The 25,570-nt window shown below is 65.2% G+C and carries 25 protein-coding genes; 12 read left to right on the top strand and 13 right to left on the bottom strand.

Annotation, left to right across the window (positions count from 1 at the left end; translation table 11 throughout):
• Nucleotides 1-142 precede the first annotated feature (142 nt).
• A complete protein-coding gene (locus KA261_02310; GenBank protein MBP7696618.1) occupies nt 143-1,807 on the top strand; it encodes an ABC-F family ATP-binding cassette domain-containing protein in 1,665 nt (554 codons plus the stop codon).
• A 14-nt stretch (nt 1,808-1,821) separates the two neighbouring features.
• On the opposite strand, the gene KA261_02315 is transcribed toward KA261_02310, so the two are convergent.
• From KA261_02315 to KA261_02330, 4 genes are all read right to left on the bottom strand, one after another.
• Nucleotides 1,822-2,850, bottom strand: coding sequence for a hypothetical protein (locus tag KA261_02315; protein MBP7696619.1), 1,029 nt, complete (start codon nt 2,848-2,850; stop codon nt 1,822-1,824).
• Between the two features lie 18 nt (nt 2,851-2,868).
• Nucleotides 2,869-4,029, bottom strand: coding sequence for a right-handed parallel beta-helix repeat-containing protein (locus KA261_02320; GenBank protein MBP7696620.1), 1,161 nt, complete (start codon nt 4,027-4,029; stop codon nt 2,869-2,871).
• Nucleotides 4,030-4,191: 162 nt separating this feature from the next.
• Nucleotides 4,192-4,710 carry a peptide deformylase gene (locus tag KA261_02325; GenBank protein ID MBP7696621.1) on the bottom strand — a complete coding sequence of 173 codons (519 nt, stop codon included), beginning with the start codon at nt 4,708-4,710 and terminating at the stop codon, nt 4,192-4,194.
• Between the two features lie 136 nt (nt 4,711-4,846).
• Nucleotides 4,847-5,449, bottom strand: a complete 603-nt coding sequence (locus KA261_02330; protein ID MBP7696622.1) for a hypothetical protein — start codon at nt 5,447-5,449, stop codon at nt 4,847-4,849.
• 204 nt (nt 5,450-5,653) lie between these two features.
• On the opposite strand from KA261_02330, the gene KA261_02335 reads away from it, so the two are divergent.
• Nucleotides 5,654-6,505: a UPF0489 family protein gene (locus KA261_02335; protein ID MBP7696623.1), complete on the top strand. Its 852-nt coding sequence runs from the start codon at nt 5,654-5,656 to the stop codon at nt 6,503-6,505.
• Between the two features lie 102 nt (nt 6,506-6,607).
• On the opposite strand, the gene KA261_02340 is transcribed toward KA261_02335, so the two are convergent.
• Both KA261_02340 and KA261_02345 read right to left on the bottom strand, forming a co-directional pair.
• On the bottom strand, nt 6,608-6,829 hold the full coding sequence (locus tag KA261_02340; protein ID MBP7696624.1) for a hypothetical protein: 222 nt from the start codon (nt 6,827-6,829) through the stop codon (nt 6,608-6,610).
• A 25-nt stretch (nt 6,830-6,854) separates the two neighbouring features.
• Nucleotides 6,855-7,067 carry a hypothetical protein gene (locus KA261_02345; protein ID MBP7696625.1) on the bottom strand — a complete coding sequence of 71 codons (213 nt, stop codon included), beginning with the start codon at nt 7,065-7,067 and terminating at the stop codon, nt 6,855-6,857.
• Nucleotides 7,068-7,301: 234 nt separating this feature from the next.
• Between KA261_02345 and KA261_02350 the strand changes: the two genes are divergently transcribed.
• The 8 genes from KA261_02350 to ligA all read left to right on the top strand — a co-directional run bounded on the left by KA261_02350 (nt 7,302) and on the right by ligA (nt 14,938).
• The gene (locus KA261_02350) at nt 7,302-8,018 is read left to right on the top strand and encodes a MotA/TolQ/ExbB proton channel family protein (GenBank protein MBP7696626.1); all 717 of its coding nucleotides are present in this window, start codon (nt 7,302-7,304) and stop codon (nt 8,016-8,018) included.
• Complete coding sequence (locus KA261_02355) at nt 8,018-8,464, top strand: biopolymer transporter ExbD (protein MBP7696627.1); 447 nt, start codon at nt 8,018-8,020, stop codon at nt 8,462-8,464. The genes KA261_02350 and KA261_02355 overlap by 1 nt, the downstream gene beginning before the upstream one ends.
• A 13-nt stretch (nt 8,465-8,477) precedes the next feature.
• Nucleotides 8,478-9,209 carry an energy transducer TonB gene (locus tag KA261_02360; protein ID MBP7696628.1) on the top strand — a complete coding sequence of 244 codons (732 nt, stop codon included), beginning with the start codon at nt 8,478-8,480 and terminating at the stop codon, nt 9,207-9,209.
• 3 nt (nt 9,210-9,212) lie between these two features.
• Nucleotides 9,213-10,541: a Tol-Pal system beta propeller repeat protein TolB gene (tolB, locus tag KA261_02365; GenBank protein ID MBP7696629.1), complete on the top strand. Its 1,329-nt coding sequence runs from the start codon at nt 9,213-9,215 to the stop codon at nt 10,539-10,541.
• Between the two features lie 207 nt (nt 10,542-10,748).
• Entirely contained in the window at nt 10,749-11,234 is a 486-nt protein-coding gene (gene pal / locus KA261_02370; protein MBP7696630.1) for a peptidoglycan-associated lipoprotein Pal, read from the top strand.
• Between the two features lie 24 nt (nt 11,235-11,258).
• On the top strand, nt 11,259-12,053 hold the full coding sequence (ybgF, locus tag KA261_02375; GenBank protein ID MBP7696631.1) for a tol-pal system protein YbgF: 795 nt from the start codon (nt 11,259-11,261) through the stop codon (nt 12,051-12,053).
• 4 nt (nt 12,054-12,057) lie between these two features.
• Entirely contained in the window at nt 12,058-12,591 is a 534-nt protein-coding gene (locus KA261_02380) for a hypothetical protein (protein ID MBP7696632.1), read from the top strand.
• A 337-nt stretch (nt 12,592-12,928) separates the two neighbouring features.
• Entirely contained in the window at nt 12,929-14,938 is a 2,010-nt protein-coding gene (gene ligA, locus KA261_02385; protein ID MBP7696633.1) for an NAD-dependent DNA ligase LigA, read from the top strand.
• Between the two features lie 331 nt (nt 14,939-15,269).
• On the opposite strand, the gene KA261_02390 is transcribed toward ligA, so the two are convergent.
• The 3 genes from KA261_02390 to smpB all read right to left on the bottom strand — a co-directional run bounded on the left by KA261_02390 (nt 15,270) and on the right by smpB (nt 18,179).
• Nucleotides 15,270-16,097: a glutamate racemase gene (locus KA261_02390; protein ID MBP7696634.1), complete on the bottom strand. Its 828-nt coding sequence runs from the start codon at nt 16,095-16,097 to the stop codon at nt 15,270-15,272.
• 70 nt (nt 16,098-16,167) lie between these two features.
• The gene (locus KA261_02395) at nt 16,168-17,700 is read right to left on the bottom strand and encodes an N-acetylmuramoyl-L-alanine amidase (protein MBP7696635.1); all 1,533 of its coding nucleotides are present in this window, start codon (nt 17,698-17,700) and stop codon (nt 16,168-16,170) included.
• A 17-nt stretch (nt 17,701-17,717) separates the two neighbouring features.
• Entirely contained in the window at nt 17,718-18,179 is a 462-nt protein-coding gene (smpB, locus tag KA261_02400) for an SsrA-binding protein SmpB (protein ID MBP7696636.1), read from the bottom strand.
• Between the two features lie 229 nt (nt 18,180-18,408).
• Here smpB and KA261_02405 point away from each other — a divergent pair, with 229 nt between their 5' ends.
• Both KA261_02405 and KA261_02410 read left to right on the top strand, forming a co-directional pair.
• A complete protein-coding gene (locus KA261_02405) occupies nt 18,409-18,810 on the top strand; it encodes a response regulator (protein MBP7696637.1) in 402 nt (133 codons plus the stop codon).
• Between the two features lie 78 nt (nt 18,811-18,888).
• Nucleotides 18,889-19,488, top strand: coding sequence for a phasin family protein (locus tag KA261_02410; GenBank protein MBP7696638.1), 600 nt, complete (start codon nt 18,889-18,891; stop codon nt 19,486-19,488).
• A 174-nt stretch (nt 19,489-19,662) separates the two neighbouring features.
• Here KA261_02410 and KA261_02415 read toward each other — a convergent pair whose 3' ends face one another.
• Genes KA261_02415 through KA261_02430 form a run of 4 tightly spaced genes read right to left on the bottom strand, consistent with a single transcriptional unit; the run spans nt 19,663 to nt 25,415 of the window.
• Nucleotides 19,663-20,781, bottom strand: a complete 1,119-nt coding sequence (locus tag KA261_02415) for an isocitrate/isopropylmalate dehydrogenase family protein (GenBank protein ID MBP7696639.1) — start codon at nt 20,779-20,781, stop codon at nt 19,663-19,665.
• 24 nt (nt 20,782-20,805) lie between these two features.
• Nucleotides 20,806-21,702, bottom strand: coding sequence for a PorV/PorQ family protein (locus tag KA261_02420; GenBank protein ID MBP7696640.1), 897 nt, complete (start codon nt 21,700-21,702; stop codon nt 20,806-20,808).
• Between the two features lie 3 nt (nt 21,703-21,705).
• Nucleotides 21,706-22,695: a PorV/PorQ family protein gene (locus tag KA261_02425; protein ID MBP7696641.1), complete on the bottom strand. Its 990-nt coding sequence runs from the start codon at nt 22,693-22,695 to the stop codon at nt 21,706-21,708.
• A complete protein-coding gene (locus KA261_02430) occupies nt 22,692-25,415 on the bottom strand; it encodes a hypothetical protein (protein ID MBP7696642.1) in 2,724 nt (907 codons plus the stop codon). Before KA261_02430 ends, KA261_02425 begins: the two co-directional genes overlap by 4 nt.
• Nucleotides 25,416-25,570: the final 155 nt, after the last annotated feature.

The following is a 25,570-nucleotide window of genomic DNA, read 5'->3' on the forward strand; positions in this document are numbered from 1 at the left end:
GGGGAACGCGAAAAGTCAACTGGCGCCCCCCGTCGCCGCAGCGTATTGTGAGTCGTGCCGGTCAGGTTCCGACAGGCTGCCCCGCGACCCGGAAAAACCCGGCCGCGAATGCCCGCACCAGCGTGCGCCGACAATAAACTCTATGGAATTGCTCCGCGCCGAACATCTCTCTTTCCGCTATGAGACGCAATCCGAGCTCCTGCTTGCCGACGTCTCTTTCTCCCTCGATCACGCCGCCCGCGTCGGCCTCATCGGCAACAACGGCTCCGGGAAGACCACCCTTCTGGCGCTCATCCGCAGCGAGCTTTCCCCCGTCTCCGGCAGCCTGACCGTCCGCCCCGACACCCGCACCGGCAGCCTTCCCCAGGAGGTCGCCTTTGCCGAAGACGCTTCCGTCGAGGATTACCTCTGGTCGGCCCGCCCCGACCTTGACCATCTCCGCCGCCGCCTCGCCGCGGCCGACCAGTCGTCGGTTGACTATGCCGACCTCGTGAACCTGTTTTACCAGGCGGGCGGCGCGGTCACGGAGGCTGCGATCGCGCACCTGTGCGCCGGTTTTCGCCTCCACCCGTCGCTCCTCCGCCGCCCGCTGGCGGTCCTCTCGGGCGGCGAGAAGACCAAGGTCGCGCTCGCCCGTCTCCTCTTGCTCGGGCCCGATCTGCTGCTGCTGGATGAACCGACCAACCATCTCGAGATCGCCGCCCTCGAGTGGCTCGAGACGTACCTCGCCGGCCTGTCCATCCCCTGCATCGTCATCAGCCACGATCGCCGTTTCCTCGATGTCTGCGCCAACGAGATATGGGAGCTCGACCGCGGCCGCCTGACGGTCTACTCCGGCAACTACTCATTTTACCGCGCGGCGCGCGAGGCCGACCGCCGCCGCCGCGAGCGGATCTGCGAAGAAGCGCAGCAGAAAGCGAAGAGGCTTCGCGAGGCGGCTGCCCGGCGCCGCGCCGAATCCGAACGCACCGAACACTTTAAGTTCAAGCGCTCGGTCAGCAAGAGGGGGAGCATTCAGAAGCGGGATGCCGGTTCTGGGCGAAGCGGGGCCGACTCGTCCAAAACTATGCGCGCCGCCCTCGCTTTGGAGAAACGCCTCGCCGCCCTGCGCGAACAGGCGGAGGCCCAGCGGCCGTTCCTTGAGAAGGAGCGCCGCATCACGCTGGCCTGCCCGCCCCTTGACGCCCCTCTTCCCCTCACGGTCGCCAACCTCGCCCATGCTTTCGGCGGCCGCTCTGTCCTGAGCGGCCTTTCGTTTTCGCTTCGCGGCGGTGCCCACCTCGGACTCATCGGCCCCAACGGCTCGGGCAAATCGACCCTGCTCAAAATCCTCGCCGGCCGCCTCGAACCGACTTCCGGCGCCTTTCACTGGACCCCGCGCGCCCGCCTCGGCTACTACTCACAGGAGCATGACATTCTCGACCCGGCCGCGCGCATTCTCGATGAGGTTCTCCAGGGACGGCTGGCCGAGCAGACCCGCGCCCGCACCATCCTCGCCGGCCTCGGCCTCCGCGGCGACCGGGTGCTCCAGACCATCGCCACCCTCTCGCTGGGCGAACGCTCCAAAGCCGCCCTGGCCAAAGTTCTCTTCTCCGATGCCAATGTGCTCCTGCTCGACGAACCCACGAATCATCTCGAGCTTGCCGCCCGCGAGGCCCTCGAGGACGCCCTAGCCGGGTACACCGGCACCCTCCTGCTGGCCTCCCACGACCGCTACCTCCTGGAACGCATCACCACCGACATCCTCGACCTGGAGACGGGCCGCTACTACCCCGGCGGATACCGGGAGTATGCGTCCCGAGCCTAGCTCCGTCGGCTCGTCTATCCTTCGCACGGTGGCGGAGCCGCTCCGCCGCGAAAAAGAAAACCCACAAGAGCAGTCAAGTCCGCCACGCCGAGGGCGTCGTTCGCATCGACATCCGCCTCCTGGACACAGTGCAGCGCCGCCCCGCCCCGGAACAGGAACGCGATCAGTGCCGTCAAATCCGACACCGCTATGTCGCCGGAATGCGTGATATCCCCGCGCAACCGGCAGCACGGGCAACCGCTGACCACATACCCGATGGTCTGTCCGCACTCGTTGTACTCCGCCAGGCAAGGCGAGCCGGAGGCGACCATCCGGAATCCCGCCGTCGTGTCGCAGAATTCCGGGTCCAGCGAGACGTTCCCGTTGGTTCCCGTCTGCTCGGGTACGACGCCCACGTAGTCGGCCTGATTGCCGAAGACGTCGTTGCACGTGAAGAACGCGCCCTGGGGAGTCCCCTGCGTCCAGAGACCGCAGCCGTTGCTGAAGATGATATTCCGGCCAATATCGAATGCGCCTTGCCCTATCCGCAGGGCGACTGTGTTTCCCGTGAATACGTTGTCGTAGACGTCCGCTCCGTTTGTCTGCAGGCAGTGGAAACCGACCTCGTTGTTCCTGAACAGCGATCGCCGAATGTCCCAAGTGGTCTCGAGCTCGACAAACGACAACGCCGTTCCATTGCCTATCAGCCGGCACGAGTCGATCGTAATGTGACCCCACGAGGGAGAATCCTGGACGACTGTCCCGTTTCCGTCAAACACGCAATTGACCGCCGTCAGGGCCGCATGCGCGTCCCGCTTGAGCGCTGTTCCGGCGCCCGTCACGCTGATTCCTCGCACAGTCAGCGCCCGCGCGGTGTCCACCCGCATGAAATCCTGCCCACCACACTCGATTCGCGTGAGATTCGGCCCGTCCTCCCCGATGATGGTCAGCCCGACTCCCCACTCTGAACTCAGGCCGATCGGCACAGACAGATTCACCCACCCGCTGCCGGAATATATGCCGCCGCCCACAATAATCGTGTCGCGCCCGGCAACCCGGTCCATCGCCGCCTTGAGATCCGGCTAATCTTCCGGCACCAGGAAGATGTCATCGGAAACCGGAGAGAATGCCGAGTAGCGCCAGTCCCCCCATGCGCCTCCATTACCGACGCGCACGCGCACGTAGTACTTTCGGTAGGGGCGAAGATCCGCTCCGGCATAGACCGCGCTCGTATCTGCCGAAAAGCTCGGCCCGGGGTCCCACAAATCGACCGCTGCCCAAGTGCTGTCGCTGCTTACCTGTACTTGCCACTGCGCCTGCGAGGTGAGCGCAGTGTCGAAGTAGCTCCAGCAGAACATGGGCGTGACTGTCGGCGTCACGTTGTTGAACCGCCCCGTCCCGAAACTCAAGCCAAGAGGAACCGGATAGTCCGTGCCCGTATAGGGAATCGCCCCCATATCATTCGGCGAACCGTCCGGATCACGGTAGACCGCCGATGGGTCCCCGGCATCGATACACGGCGACTCCTCTCGAAGTCGGAAGTCCCCCGCCGACGGATCAATGAACCTGGGATCGAAACAGCCGTTCAAGCCGCCGTCGTACTCGATTCGGCCGCATTGCGGTTCCCCGTTCCATTGATCGTTGTATACATACCAGCTGCGGAATGCCCCCTCGCCGTGGACGTCGCAGCAATTGGCCACGATATTGCCCTTCACTACCGAAACGGCCGGCGAGAGATCCATCAGGACTACTCCCCCGGTATTCTGCCAGAGCGTGTTGTTCAGAATGACTACGGAATCGGTGTCGAGCCAGCCATACATACACGCCCAATTGGAGTTGCCGGTGAAGATGTTCCTGGTAATGCAGACCTTGGTGCTCCCGCTGCCGCGGCTAAACTCCAACACTGCAGCTCCCCCCGTGAAACCACTGAAGATATTGCCCGCGATTGCCATGTGCGCGCCATTGGCCACCGCCACGCCGCCTCCGGCTCCGTTGCGAATAGTAAAGCCTTTGATCGCTGCCCCCGCTCCCTCGCCCGAGTCCGCCGACACGATCGGCGCGGTCGCTGCTGCCGGCTCGAGTACCACATCCGTGACCGCCCCTGCCGCGATCACTCTCACTGCTTTCCCAAGAAAGTTGATATTCTCCGCGTACACTCCCGGCAGTACGGACACCGTATCCCCATCCGCCGCGGCCTCAATCCCCGCTTGAATTGTCGGTTGATTCGTCGGAACCGTGATCATCCCCGCCCCCGCTGTGCCTGCCGCAACCGGCAATCACGCACTTGCGAACAATGCGCGGGCGTTCATTCACATCACCCTTTCTCCGCCGTCGACCTCGTCATGATATCGGTAATATAAGCACATTCACGATTGTGTCAACGTGGGTTCGTGCGCCCCCCGCCGCTACAGCGGCCGGCCCATCCGCTCCCACTCCTCCCGCGTCGCGAATGATCTCGCCGACAACGCCCGGTCAACCGCCAAAATCCCGTCCAGGTGGTCGATCTCGTGCTGCAGCAGTTCCGCCAACTCCCCCTCCGCCTCCAGCTCCCGCAGGGTCCCCTGCGGCCCGACATATACCGCCCGAATCCGATTCGCCCGCGCCACCCGCACGAGAAGGTCGGGGAAACTGAAACACGAATCCCACCACTCCCGCAGCTCCCCACTCGCCCCGATGATGCGCGGATTGATCATCGGGCCGTCAAAACTCCCGTCCGGCGTCCGCACGAAGATCACCCGGTGAAGGACCCCGATCTGCGGCGCCGCGATTCCCCGTCCGTATCCGTGAGCGGCCCGGAACGCCGCCAGCGTCTCCTCCAGGTCGCGCACCAGCGCCGCGATTTCGGCCGAGCCCGGCTCCGCGACCGCCGCCGACCTTTGCCACAGGAGAGGATCCCCCAGTTGAATAATCCGTCGCACCGCCATTTTTTACTCCAAGAAACCTGGTATACGGCGCCCCGGCCGTCCCGGCAAGCCCCGCCCTTCGCCCCCAAAGCAGAACGCCTGCAGCGGTCGTGTGACCGTACAGGCGTTCTTCAAACTGATGGGAAATGCGCCGGCTCTACAGCCACTCCATATTGCGAAGGGGACCGATCTCGCTTTTCATCTGCCGCCCCAGCTCCTCCCACTGCTCGACCATGTCTTCGAGATGTTTCGCCCGCTTCTCGATCTGCTCCCCGTGCGCCTCCAGTTTCTCCGCCTCGATTTCCATATCGCGGTCGAACTGCTCTTCATCGTACTCCGTAAACAGCATCTTCATCGCGGCCCCCACAGCCTGGAGTCCCAGTTTCGCCCCCTTGAGACCCAGCGTGATTCCCTCTTTGGCGATCCCTTTCGCCTCCGCGCGGATCTCATAGCTGATCTGGTAAAACTCCCCCACCAGGTCCTGCTGCGGCGGCGTGAGCGGGATCTCCTCGTCATCCAGGTACATTCGCCGGTCCGACGTGATCCGGATCTCCTCGTAAGGATCGTTCAGGTGGCTGATCACGATTTCGTCCTTACCCAGGTGGAACCGCGCGTCATCCGCCTCGAACGTGCTGAAACTCTTGACTGTGACCGACCGCTCCCCGTCGTCCCCCGTCCCGCGCTCGTGCACTCTCGCGGCCGCCGGTCCTGCCGGCGCAGCCACGGCCGCGCATAATAGACTCGCCAACAACCATCGCATCGGGCTTTCCTCCACAAATAGCGTTCGTTCCGCCATTGCACTATACGAGCCGGTTCCCGCAAGGTTGCACCCGGCGGCCGCGCTCGCCGGGCCGGGGCCCGCCCCGGGTCCACGGGCTGTCCCGCCGAGCGCCGCTTTTTTGTTGCCCGCCGCCTTCCCGGCCGCCGTATCATACGGCAACGACACACTGCCGCGAGGTATGCCATGATCCTCCCGCAACTCGGCCGGCTCGACAACATGCGCCCCGCCGCGCTCGACGCCCGCACCGTCTACATCCACGACGATCACCGGTGGGTGGTGCCCCTCATTTTCCATGCCCAGGAGAGCGGCCGCCTCCCCGTCCCCTGCAAACTCGTCTGCCTTGACCGCCACCACGATGCGCTCCCCCCGGACCGGGAGCGTTTGCGGGCCCTGCGCGATGCCCGGCGCGCCGGGCTCACCGGGGCCTCCGTTCTGAATCTGTGCGCGGAGGTTCTCTCTCCCCACGACGATGACTGGATCCCTGCCGCCATGGAGCTGGGGCTTCTCTCCGACGCCGTCGTGCTCGGCGGCGAGGGGGTGTTTTCGCGCCAGGCCCTCACCGACTTCACCGACCACACCGGCGCCCGCCATCGCATCGAGCTCACCGGCCACCTCGGACCCGAGCTGGCGGCCATCGGCCGTTTCGGCAACCTCCTCCGGCGCGGGCAGGAGGAACTCCTATGGAACATCTTCGACTGGATGGTGGCGCCCGACGGCCGCCTCGGCTTCCGCCCCGGAGCTCCTCCCCTCGCGCTCTCCATCGACCTCGATTACTTCGTCATCCCGTGGGATACCTTCCGCCTTCCCTGGCCCGAGGAGGTCTACCGCGGGTACTTCCTCACCCCATCCGATCAGCCCGCTCTGGAGGGCGCCACCGCCCGGGATATTCTGCGTCAGCTCATCGACCGTGCCGGCCTGGTGGCGGTCGCCCGGGAGGCGGGCCACTGCGGCGGAGAGTCGAAAGCCGCGGCCGTGTTCGCCGATTTCAACCGCCTCCTGCTGGACGGTCGCCTGCGCCTCCTCCCTGCCGAGTGACCTCGGCCGGCCGGCGCTCCCCAAAATACAACAGCCCCCCGAATCCTTTCGGGGGGCTGCCCTTTGGGCCCGCTGAAGCTCAGGACGCTTCGCGGCTTTTCGTTATTCAGGCGGCGTCGCCGGCTCTCCCTCTTCAGGGTCGTGAGCCGCCGTATCTTCCGGCTCGGCCGGGTCGAAACGCGTGCTGTCTTTCATCTCCGCCACTTTGGTCTCGGGCGGCACGCGATCAGGGGGCCCATCGGCCTCCGATCCCCCCTTGCCGCACCCGAGCACCAGCACGCCCGCCCCCAGGATCAACAGCCCCGCCAGCGCTCGGTACCGCATGTCCCCGATCCCTCGACCTCTCCCGCTACTCGCCCAGGGCGCCCGTGTCCGTCACCGCCGAGTCCGGAGTCGCCATCGTATCTACCGCCACGCTTTCCGCTGCCGGTGGCGCCGTTTGCTCCGGAGCCGGCTCCATCTGGGTCTCGGTCTGCGGCTCTGCTTTCTCGCCGCCACCGCACCCGAAAGCGCAGGTCAGCGCCCACAACAGGACTAGTCCGCCGACAAGTAGCTTCTTCATCTGCCCGCTCTCCTCTCCTTGAGTCCGGTTAACGTATGCTGTCTCTCCTTTTCCACCTGCAAAGCTGCTTGAGATCGAAGATTTTCCCCCGCCCGTGCTCAGTCAAGTTTTTAATTCCGCCTGTTTTAGTTGACCCTGCCGGATCCTCCCGATATGTTGCGGCTCCGATTTCGGAAACGCGGATGGATTCCGTCCGCCTCGAAAACTTTAGGTGAAACGGGTGTTTAAAAGAATATGGATACTTCGATTGCTCCCTTCATCCTCGCCGGCCCGATCTGGAATATCATATCGAATTCGTCCGCATTTGGCATCTTTATTCTGGGCGTCCTTGTGTTCATGTCGCTGACGTCCTGGGCCATCATCTTCGCCAAGTACCGCGAGTTCAGAGCGGTCGAGGCCGAGAACAACAAGTTCCTCCAGACTTTCCGTCGCGCCCGCTCTCTGTCGGAAGCTATCGGCCAGGCGAAATCGCACTCCTCCGCCCCCGTCTCCCACATCTTCCTCGCCGGCTACAATGAACTTACTGAGATCGTCGGGGCCAAAAACGAAGGCGGCGGTTTGCAGGAAGTCAAACACAGTCTGGCCGATGAGGATCTGGCGTCGGTTGAGATGGTCATGGACAAGACCCACAACGAGCAGATCGGCAAGTTGGAGCGGCGCGTCATCTTCCTCGCCTCGACTGCCAACTCCGCTCCGTTCATGGGCTTACTCGGGACTGTCGTCGGTATCATGGATGCCTTCTGGTCGATCGGCGAACGCGGCTCCGCCTCCCTCGCGGTGGTCGCCCCCGGTATCGCCGAAGCTCTCCTGGCCACGATTGTCGGCCTCGGCGCCGCCATCCCGGCTGTCATCGCCTACAACTGGGCGAACAGTAAGCTGAAATACGCCAACGACTTCTCCCAAAATTTCATCCTCGAGTTCCTCGCCCGGGTGAGACGGGAGGTCCGCTGATGCCGCGCCGTGGCCGCACAAAACTCCCCTATCGCCCGATGGCGGACATTAACATCGCCAATCTCGTGGACGTTGTCCTCGTTCTGCTGATCATCTTCATGATTTCCGCCCCCCTCCTGCAGTCCGGCATCGAGGTCGATCTGCCCAAGACCCGCGCCGCCGCCATCGAAGAAGAAACCGAGGGCATCGTCCTCACGATCGATAAGAAGGGCGGCATCTACATCAACGACGTCTGGTCCCGGCTGGATAATTTCGAGAAGAACCTCCAGGACGAGATGGCCGCCAAGGGGACTCGTTCGGTTTACCTCCGCGGCGATTCCGTGGTCGCGTACGGCACCGCCATCGGCGTCATCGGCCGGCTCAAAGAAATGGGGATCGAGTCGATCGGCCTGGTCACCGCCCCGCCGCAGGACAACGCCGCCGGACGGCGCGGCCGCAGACGATAGGAGCACCCCGATTGTGGCAACCCGGGATATCATCTTCTCGGCGGCACTCCACACCGTGGTCATCGTCGTGACCCTGGTGTCCATCCCGCTGGCCCAGAAACGCGAACTTCCCTTCGCCGATATCATCCGGGTCCAGCTCACCGCTCCCGCCCAGTTGCCCGGCCGCCAGCCGGCCGCCATCCCGGCCCCGCCCGTCCCCCAGCCTGAGGTCGACGCCAACCCGGATCTTCCGGTCGAGCCGCCCAAGCCGGTCGAAAAGGAGGCGGTCATCGATAAAAAGCCTGAGAAGAAACCGGAAAAGAAGCCGCAGCCGAAACCTCAGCCCCAGCCGGAAGAGTCCGCCCCCGCGGCTTCCTCCGCCGCCGGAGAATCGCCCTCCGGCGCCGCCGGGAGCGGCCCGCAGACCAACGCCCCGGTGGGCGAAGGCTCCCCCTTTGGCGGCGCCACCATCGACAACCCCAGTTTCACCTATCCCTGGTGGTTCACCCAGGCCTTCAACAAGATTGCCTCCGGTTTCCACGTCCGCCAGGCCTTTCCGCCCGATGTCACCTGCGTCATCTATTTCGAGGTGATCCGCTCCGGCCGCGTCATCGAACTGCGCGTCGACCAATCCTCCGGTTATCCGGATTTCGACGACGCCTGCATGACCGCGGTCAGCCGCGCCACCCCCTTCCCCCCGCTTCCCCGTGAATTCACGGACGAAGTCCTGGGCATCACCGTTCCTTTCAAACCTTCGCAGAGGTAAGACATGAGACTGTCGTTTCCGACCATCCTCGCCGCCGCACTCCTCTCGTTCGCGAGTTCCGCCCGCAGCCAGTCCGGCGAATCCGTCCGCCAGATCATGTTCGACACGATCCAGGCCCGCGCCGTCGAACCCCTCAAGGTCGGCGTCGACCAGATGAAATACATCGGGATCCAGTACATCACCGCCGAGGACTCCTCGCTCATGCTCCACGCCACCGCGGTCGTCCAGCGCGACATCGACTTCTACGCCGACTTCGACCTCGTCCCCCTCGACACCTTCTACCTCCGCGTGTACGAGATCACCGAGGTCGACCTCCTCGGGTGGGAGCGCCTGGGCGCCGAACGCCTCGTCCGCCTCGAGGCCGAATTCCCCGGCTCCAACATCCGCATCTACTGGCGCCTCTACGACGTCACGCACAACCAGGAGATAGCCAAAGGCCAGGTCGAATACCACCGCGCCTACTGGCGCGAGCTGTCTCACGACGTCGCCAATGAGGTCGTCTACCGCCTCACCGGCGACCCCGGCATTTTCCGCACCAAGATCGCCTACGTCAAACAGCTCGGCAAAGACCTCAAGGAAATCTTCATCGCCGACTACGACGGCGCCAACGAGCGCCAGCTCACCAAAACCGGCTCCATCTGCCTCTCCCCGGCTTTCACGCCCGACGGGAGAGAGATCTACTTCACCTCGTTCCTCGGGGGCAAGGCCGATCTGTACAAGGTGGGAGTCGACGACGGCAAGGTCGTGAAAATCGCAGCCTACGAGGGGATCAACTCCGCGCCGGCGGTGGCTCCCGACGGCCGCAAGATTGCGTGCGTGCTGTCGCTCGACGGCGACGCTGAGATCTACACCCTTGATATCGGCGGGCGGATCATGAGCCGCCTCACCCGCCTCCGCTCGATCGAATCGGCTCCGAGCTGGTCGCCCGATGGCCGGCGGATTGTCTTCTCCTCCGACCGCACCGGCCAGCCCCAGTTGTACGTGATGAACGACGACGGCCTGAACGAGCGTCGCCTCACCTTCCGCGGCAGCTACAACGACTCCCCCGTCTGGGCGCCCCAGGGCGACCGCGTCGTCTTCGTCACCCGCACCGATGCCGGGTTCAACATCGCTTCGGTCGATGTCGGCGGCTCCGAGTACCACATGCTGACCAACCTCGGCAACAACGAAAACCCCCACTTTGCCCCGGATGGCAAGCACGTGATATTCACCTCCTCGCGCCTCGGCGGCACCGACCTGTACACGATGGACGCCGGCGGCCGCAACCAGCGGCGGCTTACCCAGACCAAAAACGTCAGCAACCCCGCCTGGGGGCCCTTCCCGCGGCGGTGAGCGGCCCCCGCCCGGCCCGCGCGCGAGAACCATCGGCTGCGCGCGCGGTGTAATTTGCGACACGACCCCGGGAATGCTTTTTTTTCGTTTTATGTTGACCGTTTTTCGGCAAACGGATAGATTGCGTGCAAAGTGACTAAGGATAGCAACAGTAATAATTCCCTTTAGGGAGGAAGAGAAGACATGAAGAAGTTCGCGTGGATCACCATGATCGGGCTCGCGTTGGTCGCCCTGACCCTGACGTCGTGCGGCAAGAAGCAGGTGGCCGAGGAAGCGCCGGTGACTCAGCCGGTCGTGACCCCGGCGGACACCGCCACCCCGCCGCCGCCGCCGCCCGCCCCCAAAACGCTCACGAACGAGCAACTGGAAGTCGTGTACTTTGATTTCGACAAGTACAACCTCCGGCCGGATGCCAAATCGTCCCTCGACCGCAACTTCGCCCTCCTCCAGGAGTTCCCCAACGCCATCGTCGAACTCCAGGGACACTGCGACGAGCGCGGCACCGTGGAATACAACCTGGCTCTCGGCGAACGGCGCGCGAAATCCGTCCAGACCTACCTCATCGGCCTCGGCATCGACCCCGCCCGCCTCAAAACCGTCAGCTTCGGTAAAGAGCGCCCGGCCGTCCCCGGACACGATGAGAGCGCCTGGGCCAAGAACCGCCGCTGCGAGTTCCACGTCCTCTCGCAGTAGCATGAACCGATTGGTCGTGCTGTCATGCTGACTCGCACCAAACACTCTGCTGCCGCCGTCCTCGCGACGGCGGCGGCCGCTCTGGGCATCGCGCTGACCGGCTGCGTCACTCCCCAGCGGATCGACCGTCTGGAAGAGCAGATCAAGGTGACGCAGCGGCAGAACATCGACACCCAGAACATGCTCCGCAACATCGACACGACGGTGGCCGGCGAGGCCGCCGACAACCGCCGTCTCCGCGCCGATCTCTCGGTCACTATCGACCAGCTCCAGATGCAGATCGACCAGCTCCAGCAAAACTACAGCGACCTCCTCCAGCGGATCGACGAGCTCTACAACCTGCTCGAGGCCAAAGGCCAGCTCCGGTCCTCCTCCGGTGCGGTCACCCCGCCGGGGCCGCTCCCCGGGACCGCTCCGGCCACGCCGCCCGCCGCGGCGACCCCCGATGCCGAGTGCGGAACGATGTACGACGATGCTTTCGTCCTCGTCCGCCGCGCCGAACACGAGCAGGCCATTCAGGCCTTCCAGGCTTTCCTCACCGCCTGCCCCAGCCACGAGTTGGCCGAAAACGCTTACTACTGGATCGGCGAGTCCTATTACTCCCTCGGCAAATACCCCGAGGCCATCGCCCAGCTCGAACTCCTCCTGAAAACCTTCAAGGCGTCCCCCAACACCAGCCGCGCCCTGTTCAAACTCGGACGCTCCCAGGAGGAACTCGGTAAGAAGAAAGAGGCCCGCCAGACTTTCCAGCGCCTCGTCGACGATCACCCCGGCACCCTCGAGGCCGAGCAGGCCAAGGAGCGGCTCAAGAACCTCTAGGCCTATGCCTGCCGACCAGGTCAGACTGCGGATTGTTGCCCCGACCGAACCCATCCTCCCAGGTCGGGGTTTTTATCAACTGGAGGAAGACGCGCTCTATGTCCAGGTCGGGGTCTTCTCCAGCCGCCGTCGCTTCTTCTCCTACCTTGAGAACGACCTCCTCCGTCTCGACTTTGACCGCGCCGGGCGCCTGATCTTTTTCGAACTCTCCGTCCCCCGCCGCCAGTGGCCCGTCGATCCCGGGCTCGAACTCCCGCCCGCCATCGAGCCTGCCGACCTCCGCTGGCTCGATTTCCGCGGCCCTATTTCTGTCCCCGCACTCGCCACCGACCCGCCCCGCACCCTCCTCCGCCTCACCTTCGCCGCCGGGCCGCCCGTCCGCCACTACTTTCTCGGACAGGATGTTTTCGCCTCGGTCGATGATTGCGATGCCCTGGTTCACCTCTGGATCCGCGACATCGTCGATGACCTCGCCGGCCAGGAGATCGGCGCATTCCGCAAAAAACACCGCTCCCACCGCTCTTTCTTCGCGGGCTAGGCGTCGTCTTCACCCCTTGGCGCACGACCGGTCCGGTCCCCCCGGATTCCTTGTACGTCGCGACCCTCGCGGTCCGGACACCCCTGCCATCGACGAAGACCATCCTCCTGATCTCTTGCACGTCAGGACCCTTGTGGTCCTGTCATTTTTGCCATCGCTGCGAGCGGTCCCGTCAGGACCCTGAAGGTCCTGACCTACAAAAGCCCCGTCGCGCGGGTTCTGGCGAAACTCTGTCCTGTCCTAAGACTTTGTGATCGCCGTGCGTGGACCTTGAATGTCAGCCCCGGCCCCCCAAAAATGATTGACACCTCCCCGACCGTTGTCTCAAATTACGCGCATGACGACCCCGCCCCGCAAGATCATCGATGAACTCGAAAAACTCCGCCGCGAAATCCGCCGCCACGACGTCCTCTACTACGTCGAGGACCGCCCGGAAATCACCGATGCCGAGTACGACCGCCTCTTCGACCGCCTCCTCGCTATCGAGCGCGACTACCCCGATCTGGTCGCCCCGGACTCTCCATCGCAGCGTGTCGGGGCCGCTCCCTCGAAACGTTTCGAACCGGTCCGCCACCGCCTGCCCATGCTCTCGCTGCAGAAAGTGACCGACCGGGCCGGGTTCGAGGATTTCGATCGCCGTGTCCGCCAGATTCTCGAAACCGGCGAGGTCGCCTATCTCGTCGAGCCCAAGCTCGACGGCCTCGCGGTGGAGCTGGTTTACCGCGACGGCCTCTTCGTCGAGGGTTCGACGCGCGGCGACGGCGAGACGGGCGAGAACATCACCCCCAACCTCCGCACCATCCGCAACCTCCCCCTTCGCCTCTCCCACGGCGCCGCCCGGAAGTACCCGCTGCTGGAGGTGCGAGGCGAAGTGATCCTGAAGCGTTCCGCTTTCGAGCGCCTCAACCGTCGCCTCCGCGAGGCGGGCCAGCCGATGCTTGCCAACCCGCGCAACGGCGCCGCCGGCTCGCTCCGCCAACTTGACCCGAAAATCACAGCCGCCCGTCCTCTCGTCTTCTTCGCCTACGGCGTCTCCGAGCGCACTCTCCCCGGCCTGCCCGGTCAGAGCGCCACCGCGGCGTTCCTGCGCCGCGAGGGCTTCTCCGTGCCGGATTTCATGGAGCTCGTCTCCGGCGTCGACGCCGTCGACCGGGCCTTCGCAAGGCTGGCCGCCTCGCGTCCCGAGCTCGATTACGAAATCGACGGCATGGTGGTGAAAGTCGACAGTTACGCCCACCAGGAGGCGCTCGGCCAGATCTCCCGCGCCCCGCGCTGGGCGGTCGCCTGGAAATTCTCCGCCGAGCAGGCCGAGACGATCCTCGAGGGCGTCGAGTTCTCGGTCGGCCGCACCGGCACCGTCACCCCGGTGGCCCGCCTCCGCCCGGTGGCGGTCGGCGGCGTCACCGTCTCCAGCGCCACCCTCCACAATGAGGATGAGATCGCCCGCCTCGACGTTCGCGTCGGCGACACCGTGATCGTCCAGCGCGCCGGCGACGTCATCCCCGCGGTCGTGAGCGTGGTCGCCGACAAGCGCCCCGCGCACACCCGGCCGATTGTCTTTCCCAAAGCTTGTCCCTCCTGCACCGAGCCCCTCGTCCGGCCGGAGGGAGAGGCCGCCTACCGGTGCCAGAACATCGCCTGCCCGGCGCAGACGGAACGCCGCCTCATCCATTTCGCCTCGAAAAACTGTTTCGACATCGAGGGCCTCGGCGTGAAACTCGCCGGCCAGCTCATTGCCGCCGCCGTCGTCCGCGACCCCGCCGACGTCTTCTACCTCACCAAGGACCAGCTCCTTCCCCTCGACCTGATGGCCGACAAACGCGCCGAGAACCTCCTCAATGCGATTGACCGCTCCCGCCGCGCCGAGCTCCCCCGCGTCCTCCACGCCCTCGGCATCTTCGGCGTCGGCGAAACGGCCGCGCGCATCCTCGCGGAACGCTTCGAGACCCTCGATGCCCTCGCCGCCGCCTCGGTCGAGGACCTCCAGTCCACGCCGGGCATCGGTCCCGTGCTGGCCCGGAACATTACCGACTTCTTCGGCAACGAGGGGAATCGGCGCATGATCGAGAAGATGCGCGCCGGCGGCGTCGCTTTTCCGCCCTGCCGCAGCCGCCGCGCCGGTGGTCCGCTCGCCGGCAAAACCTTCGTCATCACCGGCACCCTCTCACGGCCCCGCCCGCAGATTCAGAAACTCATCGAAGAACACGGCGGCAAAGTCGCGTCCTCGGTGTCGGCCGGCACCGACTACGTCGTCTGCGGTGAAAACCCGGGCTCCAAGCGCGACAGAGCCGAGAAACTCAAGATCCCGATTATCGACGAAAACGAGCTCTCCCGCCTCCTCGATTAGCTTCGGCCCAACCCCCCGCATCCTCGGCGGCCCCCCGATCTTTTGCAGGTCACGACCCTTGTGGTCCTGACATTCCTGCTCTCGACGACGATAGCCCCGGCCGGGCCATGAAGGTCCTGGCCTGCCTTACCAACGAATATTCGTCGCTCGCCCCGTGCGCACGCGCGGGACAGCCCGCCTTCGCCTCACCCCGGCCAGGCGAACACCCGCAGCGCCTCCGGCCAGAACTGGTAGGTTGCCACCAGCAGCAGGACCAGCACCAAAACCCCGACCACAATCAGCCACTTCTTCTCGTCATGATCGAAATCTTCCCGCATCGCTCGATCCTCCCTCAGTATTCGCTGATATCGACGCGCGTGATGTTTTCAATATGCCGTCCCAGGAAGCGCGTCGCAATCGACCCGAATTTCTCCGGCACGTCGGAGACGAAGAACTTGTGCACGCCCGCGCGGGCCGGCGCCTCTCTCGCGGTCGGGTTGAGCAGCCCCTGGGCGGCGAGATACCGCAGCGCCACGCGCGCCGTCTCCTGCCCCGAATCGATCAGCTCGATCTTCTCCCCCATCACGTCCTGGATCACGTGGCGCAGCAGCGGGTAGTGTGTGCATCCGAGCACGAGCGTATCCACGTCGACATCCTGCATCGTCTTCAGGTAATCCCGCGCAATCAGCCAGGTCGCCTCTTTGTCGATATACCCCTCCTCCGCGAGCGGCACAAAGAGCGGGCAGGCCAGCGAGAACACCTTCAGCTTGGCGTCGAGCTCGTGGATGACGCGGGCGTAGGCGTTGGAACCGATCGTGGCGTTGGTGCCGATCACCCCGATACGCCCGTTCCTGGTCCGCTCGGCCGCCGCGCGCGCCCCCGGCTCGATCACGCCGATCATCGCGGTGCTGTAGTGCGGCCGGAGCTCCTCCAGCGCCACCGACGAGGCCGTGTTGCAGGCGCAGATGATGAACTTCACCTGCTGCTCCAGAAGGAGCGCAATATCCTGCCGGGTGAACTGGGTGATGATCTCCTTCGACCGCCCGCCGTAGGGATACCGTCCGACATCGCCGAAATAGACGATGTCTTCGGCCGGCAGGAGGCCGAACACTTCGCGCGCGACCGTCAGCCCGCCGACGCCGCTGTCAAAGATTCCGATCGGAGCTTCGTGCTGTGTCATGGCCGGAATTTACACGCCGGCGGTCGACCGCGGAACATTAAAAACGCGCGCCCCGGCCGGCCGCCGCCGCTCACCCGGCCGAGCGCTCCCCCTCCTCCGCGAACCGCTCGTATTTCGCCTTGAACCGCTTGACGGCGTCGTACAGCGCCTTGGCCACCGCCTCCTGGTACTCCGGGGTCCGCAGCAGGCGCTCCTCGTTTCGGTTCGAGATGAATCCCGTCTCGATCAGCACCGAGGGCGCGTACACGCGGTTGAGCACGAAAAACCCCGCCTGGTCGACCCCCCGCGCGGTCGTCTTGAGCGCCCGCCGGAACTCCCGGTCGCACATCATCGCGAAATCATGCGATTCGCTCTGGAATTCCGTCATGATCATCTCGTTGAGAATCGACAGGACGGGATCCCCGAACAGGGCCTCCTCGGAGCCGCCCGCCTCCTCGCTGTCCGGCGGGGGCGCCTGGTCGCGCAGGAACGCGCTGTTTTCGAACTGGGCCACCGCCCGCGCCGAGTCGTTCCGCGCGGGGGCCAGGAAGAAAACGTTCCACCCGGCCACGTGCCGCTTGGTCGAGCTGTTGGCATGGATGCTGATGAACAGGTCGCACCCGGCATCGTTGGCGATCTTCGCCCGCTCCTCCAGCGTCACTGTCGTGTCCCGGTCCCGCGTCATGATCACCTTGAACTGCTTGTCCTTCCGGATCAGCCGGGCCAGATTGCGGGCGATGTCGAGGGCCACGTCTTTCTCCCGCGCCCCGGTCGGCCCGATCGCCCCGTACTGCTTCCCCCCGTGCCCGGCGTCGATCACGATCACGTCGATCCTGTTGTCCGGACCCACCGCCGGCGGCGTGTCCGGCTCCGCCGGCGCCAGCACGAAATTCTGGTCGGCAATCGAAATCTGTATGCGCGGGGGGTTCTGGAGCAGACGGTGGTGCCACTCCTTGATCTCATCCATCAGCCGGATCGAAATCTGGGCCGCCCCTGTCACCTGGTAGGCGTTCAGGTCGTACATGAGCCGGCGGTCGCGCCGCGACAGAATCTGCGTCCGGTTGAGCACCCCGTTGCGGATCGAGACGTTGAGGTAGTTCCCCTGCGTCGTGAACGCCTCGTACGACAGCGCCGTGCTGAGAAAGATCTCGATCAGCAGGCCGTTCGCCTTCGGCGAAAAAGCGATGTCGGTGACGTTGTAGACGTCGGTGTCCAGACGGAGGCGGCGCGCCTCCTCCGCCCAGGTCGCCTGCTGCGGCACAATCCGGTCCAGGTACGGCGTGAACGTCGCCGCCGGCACGAACAACTGCCCCTCGACCAGCTCCACCGCGTGCACCAGGTTGTACGCCGAGTCGTTCAACTGCATCCAGGGCGACCCGATCAGAAAGCGGAAACGGTCCCGCTCCCCCTGATACACGACCGTGTGCCCGACCGTCTCCCAGTCGAGCGACCCGCCGACTACCTCCGCCAGCTCCGAAAGCGATAGGAACGTCACTCCGTCGCGCTGGATCGCCCGGATCGACTCCGTCCCCCCCTCGACCCGCACTTCGATCTGCTCCTGCGCGGCCGCGGCGGCGGCCAGGAGAATTGCTGTGATGACACCGAGCCGGAATATTCTACTCATACACTCTGCCGCGCGGTCTACAGGTCCTTGCGCAGCGCCTGCTTGATCCGGCGCCCCGCCTCGGCCGCCGCGATCGCCTGACGCTTGTCGTACTTTTTACGCCCGACCGCCACCGCCAGCTCGACTTTCGCGAGGTTCTTGCGGAAATAGATCCCCAGCGGGATGAGCGTGAACCCCTTCTGCTCGGTGGCCGCCCGCATTCTGCGGATTTCCCGCTTGTGCAGCAGCAGCCGGCGCGGCCGCGTCGGATCGTGGTTGTCCCGCGCCATCTTGAAGGGTGAGATGTGCAGATTCTTCAGGATCACCTCGCCCGCCTCGACCGCCGCGTAGGCGTCCGCGATATTCACCTTCCCCTCCCGCAGCGCTTTGACCTCGCTACCCACCAGGGCGATGCCCGCCTCGTACGTCTCCTTGATCTCGTAGTCGTGGCGGGCTTTCCGGTTGCGGACGATATATTTCCGGTCGGCGGCTTCCTTCATGGGCGTACGATAGGACGGCCGACCAGCGGGGGCAATTAAAATCGGGTCTCCCCCGCCGTTTGCGTCGTCCCCGCACCGCCGCCGCGGCCGCCCGCGCCGCCGCGCGCCCCCCGCTCCTCCGGGGAAATTGCCGCCCCCCGGTAAAGTGTTCCCCCCCGACAGCCGAAAACAAATATGTAGCGCCCGACGGCCCCTCGGCCCCGGGCGGAGACTTCACAAAGGTGGACAAATGTCTCACAAGATCAACATATCGTCAGCCAAGGTGCTGGTCATCGACGACGAACCCGAAATCACCGAAATCGTCGAAACCTTCCTCACCGAAGCCGGCTACTACGTCATGGTGGAAAACCAGCCCTTCCGGGCCATCGAAAAAGCCACCGCCTTCAATCCCGATGTCATCCTGCTGGACATCATGATGCCCGGCATGGACGGGTACGATGTCTGCGAAGCGCTCAAGAAGGTTCCGCGCCTCGCCGGCACCCCCATCATCTTCCTCACCGGGAAAGACCGCAACGACGATATGGGGCGATCCTTCAAATCGGGCGGAGACATGTTCATCAAGAAACCGTTCTCGTGCGAACGGCTCCTGGAAATCCTCAACATTGTCCTGCTCTCCACCGGCCGGCACTGACCCGCGGCCCCGCTTTCTCCGGCCGCCGATTTTTGTTGCTCTTTTTGGTGCGCCGCACTATAATAGGGCAGGTGGTCTATGCGGCTCATCAAACGGTACAGCAACCGGCGCCTCTACGACACCCGCGCCAGCCGAACCATCACCCACCGCGAACTCGCCGCGCTGGTGCGCCGCGGCGAAGCGCTCCGGGTGGTCGACACCGTCACCGGCAGCGACATCACCGCCGAGGTGCTCGGCCGCATTGCCTTCCGCGAAACCGCCGCCTGGACCACGGCCCGGGAGTCCCAGGCTCTTTTCACGCGGATCATCGAACTTGGAGGTGAGAGAACCATGAGCATCCTCAAGAACACTGTCCTCGCCTCGATCGGCGCTTTTGAGGTCAGCAAGGCCCGCGCCGAAAAAATCGTCGACGAACTCATCAAGCGCGGCGAGGTCGAGAAGGGCGACAAAACCAAGGCGGTCATGGAAATCCTCGACAGGGCCGAGAAGTCGACCGCCAAGGTCTACGGCAAAGTCGCCGCCGAGGTCAGGAAAGTGCAGCAGGAAGTCGCCAAGTACAGCGACCAGGCCAAGAAGTACAAGCTGGTCAAAACCGAGGACCTCCGCGCCCTCGAGGAAAAGGTCGAGCGGCTGACGCGGCTGATCGAGGACATGGAAGCCCGGTCGGGCAAATCCTGACCGCCCGCCTCAGCCCGACCCCCATAACGACGCCGGCGGCCGCAGGGCCGCCGGCTCAGTGTACCTGGTCTCTCCACAGTGAGACGAGACCGCTAGATGATACGCGCGCGCCCGGGGCGCCCGCAACCCTCCGCCGCGGCCTGCCGGCCGCCCCGTCGGGTGCGGGAGGCCGTCCTAGAGTTTGGCCGCCACCGCCTCCGCCACCTCGAGCGTGCTGTTGCTCCCGCCCATGTCGTACGTCCGCACTTTCCCCTCCTTGACCACCGCCGCGATCGCCCGCTCCAGCTTGTCGGCCGTCGCCGTCTCGCCCAGCCAGTCGAGCATCAGCTTCACCGACAGGAGCATCGCCATCGGGTTCACCTTGTACTGCCCCGCATACTTCGGCGCCGACCCGTGCGTCGGCTCGAACACCGCGAAATCATCGCCGATATTTCCGCTGGCCGCGAACCCCAGCCCGCCGACCAATTGCGCGCACAGGTCGCTGACAATGTCGCCGAACAGGTTCGTGGTGACGATCACCCCGTAGTCGAGCGGGTTCTTGATCAGCCACATGCACATGGCGTCGATATTCGTTTCCCACAGCTCGATCCCCGGGTACCCCTTGGCCACCTCGCGCGCCGTCCGTACCATCAGCCCTGAGGTCTCCCGGATTACGTTCGGCTTCTCGACCACCGTCACCGACTTCCGCCCGCACTTCTTGGCGTACTCGAAAGCGTCGGTCACGATGTTCCGGCACCCCTCGCGGGTGTTGATCCGCAGCGACACGGCGATATCCTTGCCGGCGTGCCGGTCGAACTTCGCCATGCTCTTGTTGTGCTTCTTGATCGCCGCCCGCACCTCGTCCGGCAGCGGGTGGAATTCCACGCCGGCGTACAGGTCTTCCGTGTTCTCCCGGAACACGATGAGATCGATCCCCTCCTTGTAGTTGAGCGGGTTGCCGGCGTACCCCTTGCACGGTCGCAGATTGGTCCGCAGGTTGAACTCCTGGCGCAGACGCACGATCGGCGACGAGTACACGTGCCCCTTCCCCCTCAACGATGGACTCAGTTCCTGCTCCGCCTCATCGCGCGGCTTGGAGGTGATCGCCCCGAACAGCGCGCACTGACACTCCTTCAACACTTTGATCGTCCGGTCCGGAAGCGGGTTGGCCTCCGTCCGCCAGAATTCCCACCCGATGTCGGCGTGCGGGTATTCCGCATCGAGCTTCATCCGGTCCAAGACGATCCGCGCCGCCTCCATCACGTCATTGCCGACGCCGTCTCCCGGCATCCAGGCGATCTTGTACTTAGCCATACTCTCCTGTCCCTGATCCTTTCTCTACAACGTAAGCCTCAGATTGAACATATGCGTCGTGCCGAGATCATTCCGATATGGTACGAATGCGTAGTCGATCGTGACGTTGCGCTGCACGAACGAGGCCCCCGCCGTGAAACCCTTGCTGTCGTAGCCCGCCATGTACCCCGTCCGGAACTGCAGCAGCTCGTGCGCCCGCACCTCGACTCCGAAATGCCCGTGGGCGGCGTCGTCGAGGTACACGAAATCGGCCGCCCCCGCCACGCGGTCGTAGACGTAGGCGCCGCCCACCCGCCAGGTCGTCGGGAGGCTGATCGGACGCGAGGCGTCCTCTCCGGCGACCTGCAGCGTGAGGTCGGAACCCAGCCCGGTCACCGCCGCCCCGAACGTGAGATCCGGGCGCACCCTCACCGTCGCCCCCAGATCGGCCGCGAACGCCCACCCGTTGGCCTGGTCGATCTTCTCCATGAACCATCCGAACGACGCCCCGACCGTCACCCGCTCGGTCGCCTCGTACGCCGCGCCCGCTTTCAGCGACATGTCCTGCGCGTCGAACCGCCCCTCCGGCTCGGTCGTCGGCGCCGTCCGCCGCTCGAGATCGTCCACCGAGGCGTAGCGGACCGCGGCGTGCACCGACAACTTCGGCCGCACCAGGGCTGTCAGGAAACCGCTCTCCAGCCGGATCCTCTCCCAGTACGACACGTGGCCGAGCGACACCGCGAGCGCCTCCGCGACATGCCCGGCCGCGGGATTGTACGGGACGGCATCGGCCGACCCGAGCATGGCCGCGAACGCCCCCCCCATCCCGGCCGGCCGCGCCCCCGGTTCCACCTTCATCAGCGCCAACCCGTCCTGCGCCCCCGCCCCCGGGCCGCCCAGCGCCAGGGCCGCCGCCGCCAGCATCGCCAGTCTTTTTATCATGCGCTAGAACATCACGTCGAACGAAAAAATGTGTTCCGATCCCTCGTCCACCCGGTCGGTGGCGAAGGCGTAATCAATCATTAACAACTGGTTCTTGAACTTGAATATATACCCCGTCCCGGCGGTGAACCGCCCGGCCGACAGCCCGCTCCGAATGCTGAACTCCGGCGTCACGAGGAACTCCGCCCCGCCGTAAAACCGCGGGTCCTGCTCGACATTCTTGTACAGATCGGCGGCCGCCAGCAGACGCCGCTCGAAGAACCGCGCCGAGACCCCCAGCGCCGCCTCGACCGGAATCGCATCCTCCTGCTCGACCCCCGGCGCGTCCGACCCGGTTTCCGCGTAGTAATCCCCCGAGTTCCAGCGGTACTTCGCCGCGAGATTCTTGATCACCACTCCGACCCGGATATCCTGGACCGCCATCTGCGCCCGGCGCTCCCGGTCGAACATGTTCGTGACATTGAACATCGCCCCGGCGTCGATCCCCACCGAAAACGCCTTCATCTCCGCGAACGTCGAGTGCAGGTACGAGGCCCGGACCCCCAGCGCAAAATACTCTTCGAACGCCTTGGCGAAGAGCGCTGAAAACGCATGGCTGTTCAGGCTCAGCTCCCCGCCCGTCGGCTTTCCCTCCGAGGTGCGCGTCTCGACGCTCCCCGACCCGAAATAGAGCCAGGTGAACCCGACCGCCGACCGCTCCCGCGTCGGCATGAGAAAGGTCGCGTACCCGAGCTTGCGGTCGAGGTCCATCGCCCGGTAGGAGGTCGCGAACAGCTTCTTCGGGGCGCCGGCCATACCCGCCGGGTTGTACAGGGGGCTGGCGCCGCCCTCGGCCACGGCCACGAACGCTCCGCCCATGCCCGCCGGCCGCGCCCCGATCGGAATCTGGAAATGCGCCCCGGCGTAGCCGCCGTCGCCGTCCGCCGCAATGGCCCCGCCCGCGGCCGCCGCCAGGGCCAGCGCCGCGATTACTCTCGTGAACCCGTTCCTCATGGTATCACCGCCAGTTTGCCCCACCGGACCTCGCCCGTGGAATACTCAACCTTGAAATAGTACACCCCCACCGCCACCTCGTCCCCCTTCCCGTTCCTCCCGTCCCAGGTCGGGACCCCGGAATTGCGCCCCTGGTACACGCCCGGGGCGAACTCCCGGCCGTCGATCACCCGCCGCACGAGATTCATCGCCGCATCATAAATCTCCAGCGTCACCCGCGCCGGCTCCTCCACACTGAACCGGAACTGGGCGACCTGCCCGCCCGATTGCCGGATCGGCACCGGGAACGCGTACACCTCGTCCGCCGCCGTCGACGAGTCGACATAGAACACCGCTCCCTCGGCGACCAGACCATCCAAACGCACCTTGACCGTGGCCTGCCCCGTCCCCACCCACAGGAAACTGTCGATCGCCTCCACCGCGTAGACCGGCTCCCCCGGATCCACCAGGTACACGCCATCGTCGTTCTTCAGGGGGATCGTGTCCCACACCGTCAGGTCCGACTCGCGCGCCATCAGCAGCCCGGCCGTATCGGCGGCCGCGAACACGAGGGTGTCGACGAACGCAAAATTCCACACGAAATACCGGCTCGCGTAGACCGGCCGCCACTGGAACGCGTACACCCCCGGCGTCCCGCTCTCCACCCATTCTCCGACCGATATCCCCTGCGTTTCCAGATCGCCCGTCGCCGGCTGGCAGGCCGCCCACACCCGCACGTAGGGGTGGCCCGCGCGCTCCTGCAGTGCCAGCGTCGGAATGAACCCGCCCATGAGATTCCACGACTCGAAAGCGCCGCTCACTCCCGAATTCTGCGGTTCGTGGTTGAGTGCGAAATCCGGTGCCAGCGAATCGACATTCGGCCGCACGATCAGCCACCGCTTCGCATCGCCGTACGGCAGCGTCGCCCGCAGCCCCTCCGTGATCGCAAACCCGTAGCTCGCCCCCGCCAGCGCCGTGTCCCCCGCCACAGCCAGCACCGTCACCGTATCTTCATCAAACTCATCGACCGTCGTGCTGTCCCGCACGTGGTAGACGTTCGTGAACGCCAGATCTCCGGTCGCCACCCGCACGCCCGCCGTCCCGGCCGCGATCACTGTGTCCCGCACGAACGCCAGATCATGCGTCAACGCCCCCGCGAGGTACGGCCGCGGCTGGTACTCGTACCCCGGTTCGAACATGAAGAGAGTGTCTCCCGGGCTGAGTGGATCCTCCATCCGAATCCCTCGGAAAATCGCCGGCGAGCCGCTGTCCGTCACCGGGCGGTTGATCGTCCAGACCGCCACCGAATCGACACCCCCCAGACCGTCCGTGAACTCCTGCGTCTTCACCTCGACCACCCGCGTCCCGCTGCCCACGCCGGCACCGCCGACGCTCCGGTTCGGGCGCTCGGCGAAGCGATAGAACTCCGTCGCCGCAGCCGCAAATTCCCCCGCCCCATCCAGGAAGAGCACGGCCATCCCCGAATCCGTCCCCACCCGCAGCGTGTCGCCGTGGGCGTCAAGCCCCCACACCGTGTTCCACCCGTTCGCCTCCGAGGGACGCGTCGAATCCACCCACAGCGGCGTCCAGGTCGCCCCCGTGTCCCGCGACACGAACAACCCCGCCCGTTCCGCCGCAACATACAGCCGGTCCCCCATCCGCGCCAGGTCGTGAATTACGTGGTACTCGGCCGAATAGGGGACGAATGATTCCACCGCGACAAACGTCTCGCCACCATCGTCGGAATACGCCAGCCCGGTCGAAGCCCCGTCCCGGCTCTCCCGCGTTCCCACGAACAGCCGCCCCGCGAAATGATCGAGCATTGTCACGTATGGCCCCGGCAGCCCGTCGCCCGTGTCCATCGACCGGTACGGCTGCCCCTGGATCGAGCCCCGCGTCAGCCCCCGGTCCCCGCCGACAAAGACATAGGTGCTCTCCCCCGGCACGCACTCCGGGCACAGCACCATCGCCGTCGTCGCATTCGAGTTCGGCTTGTCGGCGGCCGGAGCGTAGACGTACTGGAGCACCCCCTGCGCCGTCCCCGCCCACACGTACATCGAATCGCCGTGGGTCGTGTCCGCGGCCACCGAAAACGTGCGGGACCGGTAGGCAAGCGGCGGCGGCGATGTTGACTCATACGTCTGGTAGAAGTTGATCGAATCCGACCGGGAGAAGAAGATCCGCCGCCAGGCCTCCCCGCCGCTCCGCGACCCCACCAGCCCGCCGGCGAAATTCGCCATGAACACCCACTCGTCCCCCTGCGCCCGGCCGACCGCCAGGTCAAATATCGTTTTCGCCGGCCCAAACGCGTACGGCACCGTCGCCCCCGGCCGTTTCAGGTCGACCGTGGGAAAGGTCTCCCCGTTGTCGTTCGTGTACTGCAGCGTGTCCGAATAAGTCACCGTCCCGACCCCGGCGATCGCCTCTGTCCACGCCGTCCCCACCCACAGCCGGTCGCCCGAGGAAAACAGCGCCGACACGTCGTCCTGCCGCAGCCCGTTCCCCTTGCGGTACAAAAGCCACGTCTTGCCGCTGTCGAGGCTGAAATTCAGCCCCGCCGGCGTCCCCAGCCAGATCCCCCCGGCGTGCGCGACAATGTCGATCGCCGTGTTGCTCGCCGCTGTCGTGTCCGGATCGCCGGTGAGTTCGTATGTTTTCCGGAGCGCCCCGTGTGACGGCGTGGCCGCCGCCAGAAGCGCCGCGACCACCGTCAGCCCCGCCAGATGGTAGAGTTTGCCCAAAACGCACCCCTTCAAACAAAAAAGCCGCGACCAGCCGCTGACACGGCTTCTACGGCGATGATGAGACTCTGTGATTTCAGCAAGGTATACCAACCAAACAGCCTGGCCCGTTCTTCTCGCGCAGTCAGGCTCGAACATACACCATTGTTCGGTCA

This window comes from Candidatus Zixiibacteriota bacterium (assembly GCA_017999435.1).
In the GTDB taxonomy this organism is placed as follows: Bacteria; Zixibacteria; MSB-5A5; order GN15; family FEB-12; genus JAGNLV01.